Origin of the sequence: Streptomyces sp. NPDC001513, from assembly GCF_042894695.1 — a bacterium.
Classification (GTDB): Bacteria; Actinomycetota; Actinomycetes; order Streptomycetales; family Streptomycetaceae; genus Streptomyces.
The window spans coordinates 210671-226973 of the sequence record NZ_JBIAVU010000006.1; the positions used below are offsets into that span (position 1 = coordinate 210671).

Here is a 16303-nt window from a genome sequence, read left to right on the forward strand (position 1 = left end):
CTTTCACCGGAGCAGATAGGGCATGTTGACGGTGACCGCGCCGGTGGGACAGCGGGCGGCGCACGGGCCGCAGTACCAGCACTCGTCCACGTGCATGTAGGCCTTGCCGTTGTCCTCGCGGATCGCGAGCGAGTCGAGCGGACACATGTCGACGCAGAGGGTGCAGCCGTCGATGCACAGGGACTCGTCGATGGTCACGGGCACGTCGCCGCGCTGGGGGACCAGAGGCATGGCTGTCTCCAGGGAAGGGGTGGGGCAGGGGTGGGGCAGGGGTTTCAGAGGGAGCGGCGCAGCAGGCCGCTCATGGTGATCCGGTCGCCGCGGAAGCGGATGAACTCCAGGTCCACGGGCCGGCCGTCGCGCAGGTGGGTGAGCCGTTCCAGCATGAGTACGGCGGCCCCGCGCGGGGCCTGCAGGACGGCGGCGGAGTGCGCGTCGGCGTTGACGGCCTCAAGGGTGATCTCGGCGTGGCCGAGCGGCTGCCCGGTCAGCTGTTCCAGGAGCCGGAAGACGTCCGTGTTCTCCAGGTCGCAGCCCAGCAGTTCGGCGCCGATGTCCATCGGTACGTAGGTGAGGTCGAGGGAGAGCGGCAGTCCGTTCAGGCGCCGCAGCCGTTCGATGTAGAGCACGTCGGCGTGCTCGGGCAGGCCGAGGCGTCCGGCGACGGGGGCGGGGGCGCGGACGGGGCCGACGTTGCGGACCTCGTTGGTGACCCGGCCGTGCTCGTGCAGGGTCTCGGCCAGGCCCTGCAGGCGGTCCAGGCCGTGCGGGTACTTCTCGCAGACGACGACCGTGCCGACGCCCGGCCGGCGCTCCACCAGCTGCTCGCCGCGCAGCAGGTCGAGGGCCTGGCGGACGGTGTTGCGGCCGGCGCCGTAGTCGGCGGCGAGGGTGCTCTCCAGGGGGAGGACCCCGCCGGGGTAGCCGCCCGCCAGGATCTGGTGGCGGAGCAGGTCTGCGAGCTGTCGCGCCTGGTCCGCGCGCAGCCGCCGGCGGCGCGCGGCGGCGACCGGGACGGTGTGCGTGGCGGTGCGTTCGGCTGGCATGGCAGGGAACGTACCGGGGGCCCGGGAACGGTGGTGTTGCCGCAGTGTTGCGCCACCTGATGACGCATTCACAAGGCTCTGAGCTGCGGTTTCGGCGGGGTGACGGAAAGATCCGCCACCCCGCCGACCGAGGGATGGACTAGCGCTGTCCCACGATGCGGCCGATGACCTCGCCGAGGCCGACGCGCGTCCCGTCGGGGCCCGGGGCCCAGGCGGTGAGGGTGACGGTGTCCCCGTCCTCCAGGAAGGTGCGCTTGCCGTCGGCGAGCTCGATCGCGTCGCGGCCGTTCCAGGTCAGCTCCAGCAGCGAGCCGCGCTGGCCGGTCTCGGGGCCGCTGACGGTGCCGGAGCCGTACACGTCGCCGGTGCGCAGGGAGGCGCCGTTGACGGTCATGTGGGCGAGCTGCTGCGCGGCGGTCCAGTACATCGACGCGAACGGCGGACGGGCCACCTCCTGCCCGTTGATGGAGACGGTGATGTGCAGGTCGAAGCCGCCGGGGCGGTCGAGCTCGGCGTCGTCCAGGTAGGGCAGGAGCGGGAAGTCCCGGGCCGGCGGGGCGACACGGGCCGCGTCCAGGGCCTCCAGCGGGGTCACCCAGGCGGAGACGGAGGTGGCGAAGGACTTGCCGAGGAAGGGGCCCAGCGGCACGTACTCCCAGGCCTGGATGTCGCGCGCGGACCAGTCGTTGAGCAGGAACAGCCCGAAGACGTGGTCCTCGAAGTCGGCCAGCGGCACCGGGCGGCCCAGCTCGGAGGGGGCGCCGACGACGAAGCCGACCTCCGCCTCGATGTCGAGCTTGACGGACGGGCCGAAGACGGGCGCCGGGTCGGTGGGCGCCTTGCGCTGCCCGGAGGGGCGTACGACGTCGGTCCCGGAGACCACGATCGTGCCGGAGCGGCCGTGGTAACCGATGGGCAGGTGCTTCCAGTTGGGCGTCAGCGCGTCGCCGTCCGGGCGGAACATCCTCCCGACGTTGGTGGCGTGGTGCTCGCTCGCGTAGAAGTCGACGTAGTCGGCGACCTCGTACGGCAGGTGCAGCGTGACCTCGTCGAGCGGCAGCAGGTGCGGCTCGACCGTGGCGCGGTGGCCGGGGTCGGTCACCCAGGCGGTGAGCGCGCGGCGCACGTCGCGCCAGGCGGTGCGCCCGGCGGCCAGCAGCGGGTTGAGGGAGGACTGCCCGAGCAGTCCGGCGTACGGGGAACCGAGCGCGGCGGCGGCCGCCCCCGCGTCGAGCACGTGCCCGCCGATCCGCACACCGATGCGGCGGCGGTCCTCCGCGGAGGTCGAGAAGACGCCGTACGGGAGGTTGTGCGGCCCGAACGGGTCGCCCTCGGGGAGATCGAGGGGGCTCTGCTGGGGCATGGGGTGCTGCCTCGCTTTCGACGCGGTCCGGGGGTGTCCCGGGAGCTGGTTGACACGTTACGTGGCTGAGGGGGCGCGTGGGAGGCCGGATTCGCGCTCTATTTGTAGGACTTGTCCAATGGGGTCCGTATCCTTGGCGCCGTGACTTCCGCGCCGCTTCCGGCCCTCCCTTATGCCTTGATCGCCACCGACCTGGACGGGACTCTGCTGCGCGCCGGTGACACCGTCTCGGCCCGTTCTCACACGGCCCTCGCGACGGCCCGCGCGGCCGGCGCCCGGCACATCATCGTCACCGGCCGCCCGGTCCCACAGGTCCGACACGTCCTCGACGACCTCGGGTACACGGGGCTTGCGGTGTGCGGGCAGGGCGCGCAGGTGTACGACGCGGCGCGCGGGCGCCTGCTGCACTCCGTCGCCATGGACCGTGAACTCGCCGAGGTCGCCCTCGGCAAGATCGAGGCGGAGATCGGCGAGGTCTACGCGGCGGTCAACCAGGAGGGACTGGACGCCGAGATGCTGATAGGGCCGGGCTACCGGATGTGGCACCCGCACCTGCCGACGGTCTCGGTGCCGCGGCGGTCGGACCTGTGGACCGCCCCGATCAACAAGGTGCTGCTCCAGCACCCGGAGCTGGACGACGACGAGCTGACGCGGGTGGCGCGGGCGGTGGTCGGGGACCTGGTGAACGTCACGATGGCGGGGGAGCACACGGTGGAACTCCAGCCGCCGGGCATCGACAAGGCCAGTGGGCTCGCGCGGGCGGCGGAAGTCCTGGGGACCTCCCCGGCCGGGACGATCGCCTTCGGGGACATGCCGAACGACGTCCCGATGTTCGCGTGGGCCGCGCACGGGGTGGCCATGGCCAACTCCCACCCCGAGCTGGTGGCGGTGGCCGACGAGATCACCTTGTCCAACGACGAGGACGGCATCGCGGTGGTCCTGGAACGCCTCTACGGCTGACCGCCGTCTCCGGGGGCTCCGCCCCCGCACCCCCGCTCCTCAAACGCCGGAGGGGCTGGATTTGGCTGAGGCCGGCACTATTCAGCCCCTCCGGCGTTTGAGGAGCGGGGTCTGGGGCGGAGCCCCAGCAGCGGTGCCGCGCCGGGCAGGCGGCGGAAGCACCCCTGGACCGCTCAGCCCGCCGCGCGCGGCAGCCGGCGCTCCCACGTCCGGTGGAAGACCACCTCGCCCCCCTCCCGGCACACCACCTCGTTCGACGTCACGAAGCCGCCCTCGTCGCACGAGATCTCCGACCGGGTCTCCACCCGCACGTCCCAGCCCAGTTCGGGCCGGTGGAGCCGGATCCGCCACTGGGACCGGGCCCGCGCGGACAGCGCGTCCGCGTCCTGGATCTCGTACACCTCCTCCGCGTCCTCGCCGAACTCCAGGCCGTCCGGGTACACCCGCGTGCCCCCGTACCGCGGGTCCACCTCCAGCCGCCACGTCCCGCGCGCGACGTCCCGTACGACCAGCCGTTCCGGGCGCGGTTCGTCCAGCGTGGCCGGGAAGGCGACCCCCAGCGGCGGCGCCTGCTCCGGCGGCCCGAAGACGATCCCCCCGTCCCCGGCCGGCGAGGCCGCCCGCACCGGCAGGGTCAGCGCGCTGCCCGCCGGGTCCAGGGTCCAGCCGGCCTCCGAGCCGGCCCGCGGCCAGATCCACGGCCAGTACGCGGAGGACACGGCGAGCCGGATCCGGTGCCCGGGCGGGAAGGCGTGGCCGATGCCGTTCAGCTCGAAGGTGACGTCCTCGTAGGAGCCCACCGGCCACGGCACGGCCCGGTCCCGGCCCTGGCGGGCCGACAGGTTCAGCGCGCCCCGCGTGACCAGCGTCGAGGTCCCGTCCGGGGCGACGTCGCACAGCCGGGCCACGACCTGCCCGTACGGCACGTCGAGCCGCAGCCGCAGGGTCACCGAGGGCCGGCCCAGGATCTCCACCGGCTCCCCGCCCCCCACCGGGAACTCGAAGCAGGCCGACTTCGCGTCCTCCTCCCGCTGGTCCGGCGGCAGGTCGGCGTCGTTGCCGAAGGGGAAGAAGCGGCCGGCGTCCATCCCGGTGTGCTGCGGGGAGGCGACGTCCACCGGCGCGCCCTGGAACACGTACGGGACGGGGATCACGGACGCCGACGGCCAGGCCTTCTCGCCGACCCAGCGGCCCGGGAGCTCCTCGTACACCGTCGCCGGCGGGTGCGAGTCGCTGATCCAGGCGCGCAGCAGCGGCTCGTCCATCACCCCGTTGTCGGTGCCCCGCAGCCAGTGGTCCCACCAGCGCAGGGTCTCCTGGAGGAAGCCGATCGCCGGTCCCGGGGGCAGCCCGCGGTCCGGGTACTGGTGCGACCAGGGCCCGATGAGACCCCGTACCCGCCCGGACGGCAGGTGTTCGACCAGCCGCAGCACGGTGTCCCGGTACGGGTCGTGCCAGCCGCCCACCGCGAGCACCGCCGCGCCGATCGCCCCGTAGTCCTCGCAGACGCTGCCGTGGCGCCAGTAGGCGTCGCGGGTCTGGTGCGAGAGCCAGGTGTGGATGAGCGGTTCGACCGCCTCCAGCCGGTCCAGCCACTGCTGCCGCCAGCCGTCGCCGACGAACAGCGGGTCCGGCGGCCGGGAGGCGAAGGCCAGCATGGTCGCCGCCCAGGCGTGCATGTCGACGGCCAGGACCGAGCCGCCCATGTAGTGGACGTCGTTGTCGAACCGGTCGTCCGTCGAGCAGACGGTGACGACCGCCTTCAGCGCCTCGGGGGCGAGGGCGGCGATCTGGAGGGAGTTGAAGCCGCCCCAGGAGATCCCGAACATCCCCACCGCGCCCGTGCACCACGGCTGCGCCGCCAGCCACTCCACCACCGCGACCCCGTCGGCCAGCTCCCGGGCGTCGTACTCGTCGCCGGGACGGCCTCCGCTGCAGCCGTGGCCGCGCACGTCCACCCGTACCGAGGCGTAGCCGTGGCCCGCGTACCACGGGTGGCGCTGCCAGTCGCGCGGCGCGGTCCAGTCGGTGAGCCGGTACGGGAGGTACTCCAGCAGTGCCGGAACCGGCTCGTCCGTCACCGGCCGCCAGACGCGCGCGTACAGCTCCACGCCGTCGGCCATCGGGATCCGGACATCCTCGTGGGTGGTCTCGTACGGGAAAGCGGTACGGATGATCATGCGTGAACCACCTCAATGAACCTCAGCGGACCTCAGCGGACTTCAGTGGACGGGGTGCATCGTGCGCCGCAGCCACGGGGCCAGCGCGATCACGGCGAGGCCCACCGCCACCGCGACGGCGCCGTTGAGGCCGAAGTACACGGGGTTCGACACCTGGCCGTAGACCTTGACCACCTGGGCCTGGATGCCGTTGGCGAGCGCGAGGGAGAGGAACCACAGCGCCATCGTCTGGCTGCGATAGGCCCTCGGGGCGAGCTTCGAGGTGGCCGACATGCCCGAGGTCTCCAGCAGGACGTCGCCGAGGCCGAGCAGCAGGTACGAGCCGATGATCCACCAGGCGGCCATCTCGTAGGCGTCCCCCTCGTGCCCCGAGGTCGGGATCACCATCAGCAGGAAGGACAGGCCGCCCAGGATCACCCCGATCGCGATCTTGTTGGAGGCGTGCGGCTGGCGGTGGCCCATCCGGGCCCACAGCGCGGCGACGACCGGGGCGAGGGCCACCTCGAAGGCGCCGAGCGCGGAGGCGTACCAGCTCGCCGGGAACTCGAATCCCAGGATCGTGGTGCGGGCGTTGGTCGAGGCCAGCAGCATCATCGTCGAGTAGGCCTGGAAGAGGATGAAGTTGAAGGCGACCGAGGCCAGGAAGAGGACCACGTACGGGCGCAGCCGCCCGCGCTCCTCGCTCGTCACCCGCGGGCTGCGGAACATCACCGCGAAGTAGACGACGGGCGCGATCACCGAGACCAGGGTGAGCAGGTCCACGAAGCGGTCCATCGTCAGCCGGCCGGCGGCCGCCAGAAGGGTGGCGAGCGCGGCGAAGGCGAGGCAGCCGCCGACGATCCGCCACACGGCCCTGCGCATCGCGGCGGGCGCCAGGGCGTACTCGGCGGAGTGCTTGCGTCCGGCCAGGTGGCGGCGGCCGTGCACGTACTGGACCAGGCCCGCGGTCATGCCGAGGGCGGCGGCGGAGAAGCCCCAGTGCCAGCCCTCGTGCTCGCCGAGCCAGCCGGTGATCAGCGGTCCGGCGAAGGCGCCGATGTTGATGGCCATGTAGTAGAGGGCGAAGCCGGCGTCGCGCCGGTCGTCGTCCGTCCGGTACAGCTTGCCGACCATGGTGGCCACGTTCGGCTTGAGCAGGCCGGTGCCCGCGCTGATCAGGCCGAGGCCGACCCAGGTCATGGCGGCGGTCGGCACGGCCATCGCGTAGTGGCCGCACGCGATCAGGATGCCGCCCCACAGGACGGCCCGGTACGAACCGAGGATGCGGTCGGCGAGCCATCCGCCGGCGACGGAGACGAGGTAGACCATGGTCCCGTACGCCGCCGAGACGGAGGCCGCGGTGCCGGGGGCCATGCCCAGGCCGCCGTCCGCCACCGCGTCCGCGAAGTAGAGGACGAGGATCGCCTGCATGCCGAGGAAGGAGAAGCGCTCCCACACCTCCAGGCCGGAGAGCGTGGCGAGGCCGCGCGGGTGGCCGAGGAAAGCGTGGTCGTCGCGGAGCGGCGGCTGGTCGTCCGCCGGATCCGCGGGCTCGCCCCTGTCGGTCGCAGTTCTGGACAAAACGTATGCTCCGGTTGTTTCGGCTCCTCCAGAACATACCGGTGTGCATCGGACAGTGCTCGGGTGGTGGCCGGGAAGGCGCTCTCGGTGATCGAAAACAGACCCGATACGCTGGCTTGAGTGATGGCAGCGACACATTGACAATCCATGTGATCGTCAGCGTGATCGTCAGCAGACAGGAGTACCCCTCGTGACCGTCGTCGGGCCGTTCGGACTGACCGTGCGGGACCAGGCTCTTGAGACCGATGTCCAGGCCGGACTGGCCGCCGTCGAGGCGGGTCTGCTGGAGGCCACCAAGAGCGAAGTCCCCTTCATCACCGAGGCCGCACAGCACCTGGTCCGGGCCGGCGGCAAGCGGTTCCGGCCGCTGCTGGTGATGCTCGCGTCCCGCTTCGGGGATCCCTACGCGCCCGGAATCGTTCCGTCCGCCGTGGTGGTCGAGCTCACCCACCTGGCGACCCTCTACCACGACGACGTCATGGACGAGGCGGACGTGCGCCGCGGCGTGGAGAGCGCCAACGCCCGCTGGGGCAACTCGGTCGCCGTACTGACCGGTGACTTCCTCTTCGCCCGCGCCTCGCACATCCTGGCCGACCTCGGCCCCGAGGCCGTACGCATCCAGGCCGAGGCCTTCGAGCGGCTGGTGACGGGGCAGATCCTGGAGACGGCCGGTCCGCGCGACGGCCGCGACCCCGTCGCCCACTACCTCGACGTCATCGCCGGCAAGACCGGCTCGCTGATCGCCGTCTCCGGCCGCTTCGGCGCGCTCATGGCCGGCGCCGACGAGTCGGTCGTCGACATCCTCACCCAGTACGGCGAGCGGCTCGGCACCGCCTTCCAGCTCGCCGACGACGTCCTCGACATCGCCTCCGACGCGCACGAGTCCGGCAAGACCCCGGGCACCGACCTGCGCGAGGGCATTCCCACACTGCCCGTGCTGCGGCTGCGCGAGATGGCCGAGCGGGACGGGCGCCCCGAGGACCTGGAGCTCGTAGGCCTCCTGGACGGCGACCTGACCGACGACGCCCGCCACGCCGAGGTGCTGACCCGGCTGCGCGCGCACCCCGCCCTGGAACAGGCCCGCCGCGACACCGTCCGGTACGCGGGGGAGGCGCGGGCCACGCTCGCCCCGCTGCCCGAGTGCTTCGCGAAGTCGGCGCTCGAAGAGCTCTGCGACGCCGTGGTGCACCGCGCCGGCTAGGCGCGTGAGGGGTGTCCCGCACCCCCGCAGGATCGGAACGGGCCCTTCCGCCCCGGCGACCCCTACGGGTCCGGGCAGGAGGGCCCTTCCCGTGTCATCCCACGGTCGTACGCGCAGTTGCGTCCGGGGACTGACGCCCCGCCGCCGGTGATTTGGTCAGATGGAGTCATCAACCCCACCAGATCGGGTGAGCGCGGCGACACGGCGGTCGCCGCCGTCGACACAAGAGGGCAGGGCACTGACATGGCAGCGAACACGAAGACTTCTCGCAAGGTCGCCCGGTACGCCGTACCGGTGGCGGTGGCGGGTGTGGCCGCGGCGACCGTGGCGATGGTCCCGGCCTTCGCCAACGCCGGCGGGCCCGACCTGCCGAAGGTGACGGCGCAGCAGCTCATCGAGAAGGTCGCCGCCTCCGACGTACAGCAGCTGTCGGGCACGGCCAAGATCAGCACCGACCTGGGCCTCCCGAAGATCGCGACCGGGCTGCTCGGCGGCGGTGGGGTCGCCGGCGGCTCCGCCAACCCGGAGGACAAGGTCGCGCAACTGGCCAGCGGCACGCACACCTTCCGCGTCGCGGCCGACGGCCCGGACCGCCAGAAGCTCACGTTCCTGGACGGCAAGGACGAGTACAGCCTCATCCACAACGGCGACGACGTGTGGGGCTACGACTCCAAGTCGAACGAGGTCTTCCACGAGAAGAACCCGCAGTCGGGCAAGGACGCCGGCAAGGACGCGGGCAAGGACCACAAGACGGCCGACCGGCTGGGCACCTCCCCCCAGAAGATCGCCGAGGAGCTCCTGAAGGCCGCCGGCCCGACCACCGACGTCAGCGTGGGCGACACCGCGCAGGTGGCCGGCCGGGACGCCTACCAGCTGGTGCTCAAGCCCAAGCAGAGCGGCTCCACCGTCGGCTCGGTCCAGATCGCGGTGGACGCCAAGACCGGTGTGCCGCTGCGCGTGCAGCTGCTCTCCTCCCAGGGCGGCAAGCCGATCGTGGACGCCGGCTTCACCAAGGTGGACTTCGCCAAGCCGGCGGCCGACACCTTCGCCTTCACCCCGCCCAAGGGCGCCAAGCTGACCGAGGGCGTGGACGAGGCGGGCAAGGGCGACAAGGGCGAGGGGTTCAAGGCGCTGGAGTCCTTCCCGGGCCTGGACGGCCTGCTGGGCGGTCCGAACGGCCAGGGCGACGTGAAGGTGCTCGGCGAGGGCTGGGCGACCGTCGCGCGGATCGACTCGGGCTCCGGCAAGGGCCTGAAGGACCTGGAGAACGACAAGAACGCCCCGAAGGAGGCCAAGCAGTTCCTCGACTCCCTCGGGGACAAGGTCACCGGGAAGTTCGGCGAGGGCCGGGTCCTGTCGACCCGCCTGGTCAACGCCCTGGTCACGGACGACGGCAAGGTCTACGTCGGCGCGGTCACCAAGGACGCGCTGGTGAAGACGGCCGACGCCAACAAGTAGTCACTCGGGCGGCACCGCGCACGAGAACGCCGCGAGGGTGGGCCGGGACTGTGTCCCTGCCCACCCTTGCGGCATTCCTGCTGTCCGTACAGCGCGGCCGCTGTACGGTGTTGGACATGTCGAGACACGTCACCATCCGCCTGGACGAAGAGTTCCACGAACGCCTGAAGGCGCGCGCGGCGGCGCTGGGGACGACGGTCACCGCGCTGATCACCGAGGTCACGGAACGCGAACTCGACGAGGACCGGAAGAAGTTCCTGTCCGGCATAGAGGAGTTCGCCGACCACTGGAGCTACTTCCAGGAGCGGTTCGGCCATTGAAGATCACCATGGAGTGGGCCTGGACCGCTCTGGCCCACCATCTCCCGTCCGACCCCGCGGTGTGGGACCCCTCCGGGGTGGCCGCCGCGGTCGCCCGGCACCAGAACGACCTCGTCCTCGTGCCCGAACAGCCCGCCCCGGACACCGCGTGGCGGGCCGCGGCGTTTTTGCACACCCTCGCGGTGTGCCCGGCGCTGGAATCCCCGATGAACGAGTTCTACGCGGCCGCCGCGACCCGCTCGTACCTGCGCGTGGCCGGAGCCCGGCAGCTGCCCTCGCCGGAGGAGCTCGGCGACCTCGTGGAGGCGGCGAAGCTGGGGCGCGCGGACATCGCGGCCGTCGCCGAGGAACTGCGCGCCCGGATCCAGGAACCGCTGCCCGCCTCGCTGCGGGGCCGCGCCGAGGAGACGTAGGCCCGGTCCGGGACGGCGACGAGCCCCGGCACGATCGGGTCGGATCGTGCCGAGGCTCTTGGAGCGGGGCCCGGCGCGTGTGCGGCGGGGCCGGCGGTGCGCCTAGAAGGTGATCTTCCAGCTGTTGACGTAGCCGACGTCCTGCGCGGCCGCGTCCTTGACCCGGAGGTTCCAGACCCCGTTCGCGACCTCGCTGGAGGCGTTGACGGTGTACGACTGCACGAGGTTGTCGGCGCTGCCGCCGGTGCGGTTGTGCAGGTTGTAGACCGTGCCGTCCGGGGCGACCAGGTCGACGACCAGGTCACCGCGGTACGTGTGGACGATGTTCACGTCCACCTTGGTGGTGGCCGGGGCATTGCCCGCGACGCCCGAGACCGTGATCGGCGAGTTGACCGCGGCGGCGGGGGAGTCGGGGATGTTCACGTCCGTCGTGCTCTCGAAGGACTGGCCCGGCGGGACCGGGGTGCCCGCCCCGAGGTTCCAGATCGCGTACGCGATGGCGTCGGCGTTGCGGTCCAGGGCCGTGTCGTTGATGTTCGACAGGCTGTCGCAGGACGAGTGGTAGCAGCGGTCGAACGCCTGACCGGAGGTGCCGCCCCACTTCTGCGCCTGGGCCGCCGTCTTGGTGTAGTCGGCGCCGGAGAACAGGCCGCCGACCGGGATGCCCGCGTTCTTGAACGGCGCGTGGTCGGAGCGGCCGTCGCCCTCGGTCTCGATCTCGGTCGGGATGCCGAGGCCCGCGTAGTAGTTCTTGAAGGTCTGCTCGATGGTCGGGTCGTCGTCGTAGACGAAGTAGCCCGGGTTCGGCGAGCCGATCATGTCGAAGTTCAGGTAGCCGGAGAGCTTCGCCTTCTCGGCGGCCGGCAGGTTGTTGACGTAGTACTTCGAGCCGATCAGGCCCAGCTCCTCCGCGCCCCACCAGCCGAAGCGCAGGTGCTTCGTCGGCTGCAGGCCCGCACGGGAGACGGCGAGCGCGGCCTCCAGGACGGCGGCGCTGCCGGAGCCGTTGTCGTTGATGCCGGCGCCCGAGGTCACCGAGTCCAGGTGCGAGCCGGACATCAGCACCGAGTTGGGGTCGCCGCCCGGCCAGTCGGCGATCAGGTTGTAGCCGGTGGCGCCGCTGGAGGTGAAGGTCTGCAGGGTGGTCGTGAAGCCGGCCGCGTCGAGCTTGCCCTTCACGTAGTCGATCGAGGCCTTGTAGCCGGCCCTGCCGTGGGCGCGGTTGCCGCCGTTGTTCGCGGCGATCGTGGAGAGCTGCGACAGGTGGGCCTTGACGTTGGCCAGCGGTATGTCGGGCGGGGTCGGCGCCGCGGTGACCGCCGTGGGGGCGGCGAGGGCGGCGGGTGCGGTGGAGGCGATCAGGCCCGCGACCGCGAAAGCGGTCACGGCAGCAAGGCGCCGGGAGACGGACAGGCTCATGTGGGGGCTCCGGGATTCCGCGGGGATTTGACGGAACGAGCGGGATAGAGCAGGTGAGCGTTAGTGCGTCAGTGCGAGCCTGATGTTCAGCGAGAGTGTGACTGTCCGTCAAGACCACAATTCGGTCAGGGCAGTTCGGAAAACGGACGATCCCCGGTACGGGTGGTCCGTGCCGGGGATCGTGAGGGTGGAGCGTTTGCCGGTGCGTACCCGCCGGCGGCCTGTTACGCGGGCTCGCGGGCCGGCGCTGCCACGACGGCGGGGGCTGCCGCGAGGGCCGCCCGGGAGCGCCGTGCCGTGCGCAGCGCGTCCCAGGTCAGGAGCGCGAGCGCGGCCCACACCAGGGAGAAGCCGGCCCAGCGCTCGGGCGGCATGGCCTCGTGGAAGTACAGGACGCCCAGCCCGAACTGGAAGACGGGGGCCATGTACTGGAGCAGCCCGAGGGTGGACAGCGGGACGCGGATGGCGGCCGCCCCGAAGAGCACCAGCGGGATCGCGGTGACCAGTCCGGTCGCGGCCAGCAGGAGCCCGTGGCCGACGCCCTGCGCGGCGAAGGTGGACCGGCCCTGCGCGGTCAGCCACAGCAGGTAGCCCAGGGCCGGCAGGAACAGCAGGGCCGTCTCGGCGGCCAGCGACTCCAGCCCGCCCATGTTGAGCTTCTTCTTGATCAGCCCGTACGTCGCGAAGGAGCAGGCCAGGACCAGCGAGATCCACGGCGGACGCCCGTAGCCGATGGCGAGCACGAGGACGGCGACGAAGCTGAGGCCGACCGCCACCCACTGCACGCGGCGCAGCCGCTCGCCCAGGACGAGCACGCCCATCGCGATGCTGACCAGCGGGTTGATGAAGTAGCCGAGGCTCGATTCGACGACGTGGCCGTTGTTGACCGACCAGATGTACAGGCCCCAGTTCACGCTGATCACCGATGCGGCCAGCGCGGTCAGGGCGAGCTTGCGCGGCTGGCGCAGCAGCTCCCGTATCCAGCCCCAGCGGCGCACCGCGAGCAGTGCCAGCCCGACCACGGCCAGGGACCACGTCATGCGGTGGGCGAGGATCTCGACGGCTCCCGCGGGCATCAGGAGTGGCCAGAAGAGGGGGACCAGCCCCCACATCCCGTATGCGCCGAATCCGTAGAGCAAACCCGTGCGCTGCTCGTTCTCCGCCTTCACGGGGGCCTCCTGTACGACTTCCAGCCAACTTCACGACCGTAGCGCCGCACGGCCCGGATGTCATGCCCGTAATCGCGAGATACTCATGACATCTCCAGGGGCTTGCGCGCCCGGGCGAGAGGGCGAACGTGCTGAAGCCCGGATCTCCTGCGAGATCCGGGCTTCGTGCGGCTCCGTACGGCCGTGTCCGTGGCGGGCGGGTCAGCCGACGACGGTCCAGGTGTCGTTGCCGGTCAGCAGCGCACCGAGGTCGCCCTTGCCGCTGCGGTCGATGGCCGTGTCGAGCTGGTCGGCCATGAGGGTGTCGTAGACGGGCCGTTCGACGCTGCGGAAGACCCCGATGGGGGTGTGGTGCAGGGTGTCGGGGTCGGCCAGGCGGGAGAGCGCGAACGCCGTCGTCGGGCTGGCGGTCTTCGCGTCGTGGACCAGGATCCGCGACTCGTTGGCCGGGGTGACGTCGACGACCTCCAGGTCGCCGGTGGCCTGGTTGCGTACGACGCCCTTCGCGCCGTCCGCGCCGAAACGGATCGGCCGGCCGTCCTCCAGCCGGATCACGGCCTCCAGCGCCTGGTCGTTGTCCTTGAGGACCTCGAAGGCGCCGTCGTTGAAGATGTTGCAGTTCTGGTAGATCTCGACGAGCGCCGTGCCCTGGTGGTCGGCCGCCGCACGGAGCACCTCGGTGAGGTGCTTGCGGTCGGAGTCGACGGTACGGGCGACGAAGGAGGCCTCGGCGCCGATCGCCAGCGACACCGGGTTGAACGGCGAGTCCAGCGAGCCCATCGGCGTGGACTTGGTGATCTTGCCGACCTCGGACGTGGGGGAGTACTGCCCCTTGGTCAGCCCGTAGATCCGGTTGTTGAACAGCAGGATCTTGAGGTTGACGTTGCGGCGCAGGGCGTGGATCAGGTGGTTGCCGCCGATGGAGAGCGCGTCGCCGTCACCCGTGACCACCCAGACGGACAGGTCGCGCCGGGAGGTGGCGAGGCCGGTGGCGATGGCGGGCGCGCGGCCGTGGATGGAGTGCATCCCGTACGTGTTCATGTAGTACGGGAAGCGGGAGGAGCAGCCGATGCCGGAGACGAAGACGATGTTCTCCTTCGCCAGCCCCAGTTCGGGCATGAAGCCCTGAACGGCGGCGAGCACGGCGTAGTCGCCGCAGCCGGGGCACCAGCGGACCTCCTGGTCCGACTTGAAGTCCTTCATCGACTGCTTGGACTCGGCCTTGGGCACCAGCGAAAGCAGTGTGCGGGACCCGTCGGTCACGGTCACCTCAGTCATTGATGGCCTCCTCGAGGACCTTTGCGAGCTGCTCGGCCTTGAACGGCATTCCATTGACCTGCGTGTACGACTGCGCGTCGACCAGGTATTTCGCCCGGACCAGGATGGCGAGCTGCCCGAGGTTCATCTCCGGCACCACTACCTTCTCGTAACGCTCCAGGACCTCGCCGAGATTCCTGGGGAAGGGGTTCAGGTGGCGCAGGTGGGCCTGCGCGACCGGGAGTCCGGCGTTCCGCAGCCGGCGCACGGCCGCGGTGATGGGGCCGTAGGTGGAACCCCAGCCCAGGACCAGGGTGGTTGCGCCGTCCGGGTCGTCGACGTCCAGGTCCGGCACCCGGATGCCGTCGATCTTCGCCTGACGGGTGCGGACCATGAGGTCGTGGTTGGCGGGGTCGTAGGAGATGTTGCCGGTGCCGTCCTGCTTCTCGATGCCGCCGATGCGGTGTTCGAGGCCGGGCGTGCCGGGAACGGCCCACGGCCGGGCGAGTGTCTCCGGGTCCCGCTTGTACGGCCAGAACACCTCGGTGCCGTCGGCGAGGGTGTGGTTCGCGCCGGTGGCGAACTTGACCTTCAGGTCGGGCAGGTCCGCGACCTCCGGGATCCGCCAGGGCTCGGACCCGTTGGCGAGGTAGCCGTCGGAGAGCAGGAAGACCGGAGTCCGGTAGGTCAGCGCGATCCGGGCCGCGTCCAGGGCGGCGTCGAAGCAGTCCGCGGGGGTCCGCGGGGCCACGATCGGGACGGGCGCCTCGCCGTTGCGGCCGAACATGGCCTGGAGGAGGTCCGCCTGCTCCGTCTTCGTCGGCAGACCGGTGGAGGGGCCGCCGCGCTGGATGTCCACGATGAGCAGCGGAAGCTCCAGCGACACCGCGAGACCGATGGTCTCCGACTTGAGCGCCACGCCGGGCCCGGAGGTGGTGGTCACCCCGAGGGCCCCGCCGAAGGCCGCGCCGAGCGCCGCGCCGATGCCGGCGATCTCGTCCTCGGCCTGGAAGGTCCGCACGCCGAAGTTCTTGTGCTTCGACAGCTCGTGCAGGATGTCCGAGGCCGGGGTGATCGGGTAGGAGCCCAGGTAGAGGGGCAGGTCGGCCTGCTGGCTCGCGGCGATGAGGCCGTAGGACAGGGCCAGGTTCCCGGAGATGTTCCGGTAGGTGCCGGTCGGGAAGGCGCGGGTGGCGGGCGCGACCTCGTAGGAGACCGCGAAGTCCTCCGTCGTCTCCCCGAAGTTCCAGCCGGCCCGGAAGGCGACGATGTTCGCCTCGGCGATCTCCGGCTTCTTCGCGAACTTCTGCCGCAGGAACTTCTCGGTGCCCTCGGTGGGCCGGTGGTACATCCACGACAGCAGGCCCAGCGCGAACATGTTCTTGCTGCGCTCGGCCTCCTTGCGGGAGAGCCCGAAGTCCTTCAGCGCCTCGACCGTCAGGGTGGTCAGCGGTACCGGGTGGAGGTTGTACGCGTCCAGGGAGCCGTCTTCCAGCGGCGAGACCTCGTAGCCGACCTTGGCCATCGGGCGCTTGGTGAACTCATCCGTGTTGATGATGATCTCCGCGCCGCGCGGCACGTCCGCGATGTTCGCCTTCAGCGCCGCCGGATTCATCGCCACCAGCACGTTCGGGGCGTCGCCCGGCGTGAGGATGTCGTGGTCGGCGAAGTGGAGCTGGAAGGAGGAGACGCCCGGGAGGGTTCCGGCAGGGGCGCGGATCTCGGCGGGGAAGTTCGGCAGCGTCGACAGGTCGTTTCCGAACGACGCCGTCTCCGAGGTGAACCGGTCACCGGTGAGCTGCATACCGTCACCGGAGTCACCCGCGAACCGGATGATCACACGATCGAGACGGCGTACTTCCTTGCTGCCCGGGCTCGCCGGGGTGCGTTGTCCACCGACAACCGCACCCCCAGCCCCGTCGGCCTGCTCGGCTGGGCTGCTGACCTGGCTGGTCAC

14 protein-coding genes are annotated in these 16303 nt (G+C 71.2%); 5 read left to right on the forward strand and 9 right to left on the reverse strand.

Annotated features, from left to right (window positions below):
• Positions 1–3: 3 nt before the first annotated feature.
• The 3 genes from ACFYZ4_RS15580 to fahA all read right to left on the reverse strand — a co-directional run bounded on the left by ACFYZ4_RS15580 (position 4) and on the right by fahA (position 2409).
• Positions 4–231, reverse strand: a complete 228-nt coding sequence (locus ACFYZ4_RS15580; protein ID WP_030710222.1) for a ferredoxin family protein — start codon at positions 229–231, stop codon at positions 4–6.
• Positions 232–275: 44 nt separating this feature from the next.
• Positions 276–1046 carry a GntR family transcriptional regulator gene (locus tag ACFYZ4_RS15585; protein WP_351290650.1) on the reverse strand — a complete coding sequence of 257 codons (771 nt, stop codon included), beginning with the start codon at positions 1044–1046 and terminating at the stop codon, positions 276–278.
• Positions 1047–1185: 139 nt separating this feature from the next.
• On the reverse strand, positions 1186–2409 hold the full coding sequence (fahA, locus tag ACFYZ4_RS15590; protein WP_351588442.1) for a fumarylacetoacetase: 1224 nt from the start codon (positions 2407–2409) through the stop codon (positions 1186–1188).
• A 141-nt stretch (positions 2410–2550) separates the two neighbouring features.
• Here fahA and ACFYZ4_RS15595 point away from each other — a divergent pair, with 141 nt between their 5' ends.
• Positions 2551–3369, forward strand: a complete 819-nt coding sequence (locus ACFYZ4_RS15595) for an HAD family hydrolase (protein ID WP_351290646.1) — start codon at positions 2551–2553, stop codon at positions 3367–3369.
• Positions 3370–3542: 173 nt separating this feature from the next.
• Here the strand turns inward: ACFYZ4_RS15595 and ACFYZ4_RS15600 are convergent, their stop codons facing one another.
• Positions 3543–5549 carry a CocE/NonD family hydrolase gene (locus ACFYZ4_RS15600; protein WP_351290644.1) on the reverse strand — a complete coding sequence of 669 codons (2007 nt, stop codon included), beginning with the start codon at positions 5547–5549 and terminating at the stop codon, positions 3543–3545.
• A gap of 42 nt (positions 5550–5591) precedes the next feature.
• Entirely contained in the window at positions 5592–7109 is a 1518-nt protein-coding gene (locus tag ACFYZ4_RS15605) for a peptide MFS transporter (protein WP_390784133.1), read from the reverse strand.
• A gap of 190 nt (positions 7110–7299) precedes the next feature.
• Here ACFYZ4_RS15605 and ACFYZ4_RS15610 point away from each other — a divergent pair, with 190 nt between their 5' ends.
• The 4 genes from ACFYZ4_RS15610 (at position 7300) to ACFYZ4_RS15625 (ending at position 10501) form a co-directional block, all read left to right on the forward strand.
• Positions 7300–8310 (forward strand): polyprenyl synthetase family protein, encoded by a 1011-nt coding sequence (locus ACFYZ4_RS15610; RefSeq protein WP_390784134.1) that lies wholly within the window; start codon positions 7300–7302, stop codon positions 8308–8310.
• A 243-nt stretch (positions 8311–8553) separates the two neighbouring features.
• The gene (locus tag ACFYZ4_RS15615) at positions 8554–9768 is read left to right on the forward strand and encodes a sigma-E factor regulatory protein RseB domain-containing protein (RefSeq protein ID WP_351290638.1); all 1215 of its coding nucleotides are present in this window, start codon (positions 8554–8556) and stop codon (positions 9766–9768) included.
• A 116-nt stretch (positions 9769–9884) separates the two neighbouring features.
• A complete protein-coding gene (locus ACFYZ4_RS15620) occupies positions 9885–10088 on the forward strand; it encodes a hypothetical protein (RefSeq protein ID WP_234323499.1) in 204 nt (67 codons plus the stop codon).
• Positions 10085–10501: a hypothetical protein gene (locus tag ACFYZ4_RS15625; RefSeq protein ID WP_351290636.1), complete on the forward strand. Its 417-nt coding sequence runs from the start codon at positions 10085–10087 to the stop codon at positions 10499–10501. Before ACFYZ4_RS15620 ends, ACFYZ4_RS15625 begins: the two co-directional genes overlap by 4 nt.
• A 102-nt stretch (positions 10502–10603) precedes the next feature.
• Here the strand turns inward: ACFYZ4_RS15625 and ACFYZ4_RS15630 are convergent, their stop codons facing one another.
• The 4 genes from ACFYZ4_RS15630 to ACFYZ4_RS15645 form a co-directional block, all read right to left on the reverse strand.
• The gene (locus tag ACFYZ4_RS15630; RefSeq protein ID WP_351290634.1) at positions 10604–11920 is read right to left on the reverse strand and encodes a M28 family metallopeptidase; all 1317 of its coding nucleotides are present in this window, start codon (positions 11918–11920) and stop codon (positions 10604–10606) included.
• A 224-nt stretch (positions 11921–12144) separates the two neighbouring features.
• A complete protein-coding gene (rarD, locus tag ACFYZ4_RS15635; RefSeq protein ID WP_351290632.1) occupies positions 12145–13089 on the reverse strand; it encodes an EamA family transporter RarD in 945 nt (314 codons plus the stop codon).
• A gap of 201 nt (positions 13090–13290) precedes the next feature.
• A complete protein-coding gene (locus tag ACFYZ4_RS15640; RefSeq protein ID WP_384345928.1) occupies positions 13291–14367 on the reverse strand; it encodes a 2-oxoacid:ferredoxin oxidoreductase subunit beta in 1077 nt (358 codons plus the stop codon).
• Positions 14360–16303 carry a 2-oxoacid:acceptor oxidoreductase subunit alpha gene (locus ACFYZ4_RS15645; protein ID WP_351290628.1) on the reverse strand — a complete coding sequence of 648 codons (1944 nt, stop codon included), beginning with the start codon at positions 16301–16303 and terminating at the stop codon, positions 14360–14362. Before ACFYZ4_RS15645 ends, ACFYZ4_RS15640 begins: the two co-directional genes overlap by 8 nt.

Bases quoted from the DNA above. Each gene is read 5' to 3' on its own strand.
- ACFYZ4_RS15580 (WP_030710222.1), bottom strand. From the start codon at position 231: ATGCCTCTGGTCCCCCAGCGCGGCGACGTGCCCGTGACCATCGACGAG.
- ACFYZ4_RS15585 (WP_351290650.1), bottom strand. From the start codon at position 1,046: ATGCCAGCCGAACGCACCGCCACGCACACCGTCCCGGTCGCCGCCGCG.
- fahA (WP_351588442.1), bottom strand. From the start codon at position 2,409: ATGCCCCAGCAGAGCCCCCTCGATCTCCCCGAGGGCGACCCGTTCGGG.
- ACFYZ4_RS15600 (WP_351290644.1), bottom strand. From the start codon at position 5,549: ATGATCATCCGTACCGCTTTCCCGTACGAGACCACCCACGAGGATGTC.
- ACFYZ4_RS15615 (WP_351290638.1), top strand. From the start codon at position 8,554: ATGGCAGCGAACACGAAGACTTCTCGCAAGGTCGCCCGGTACGCCGTA.
- ACFYZ4_RS15620 (WP_234323499.1), top strand. From the start codon at position 9,885: ATGTCGAGACACGTCACCATCCGCCTGGACGAAGAGTTCCACGAACGC.
- ACFYZ4_RS15630 (WP_351290634.1), bottom strand. From the start codon at position 11,920: ATGAGCCTGTCCGTCTCCCGGCGCCTTGCTGCCGTGACCGCTTTCGCG.
- ACFYZ4_RS15640 (WP_384345928.1), bottom strand. From the start codon at position 14,367: ATGACTGAGGTGACCGTGACCGACGGGTCCCGCACACTGCTTTCGCTG.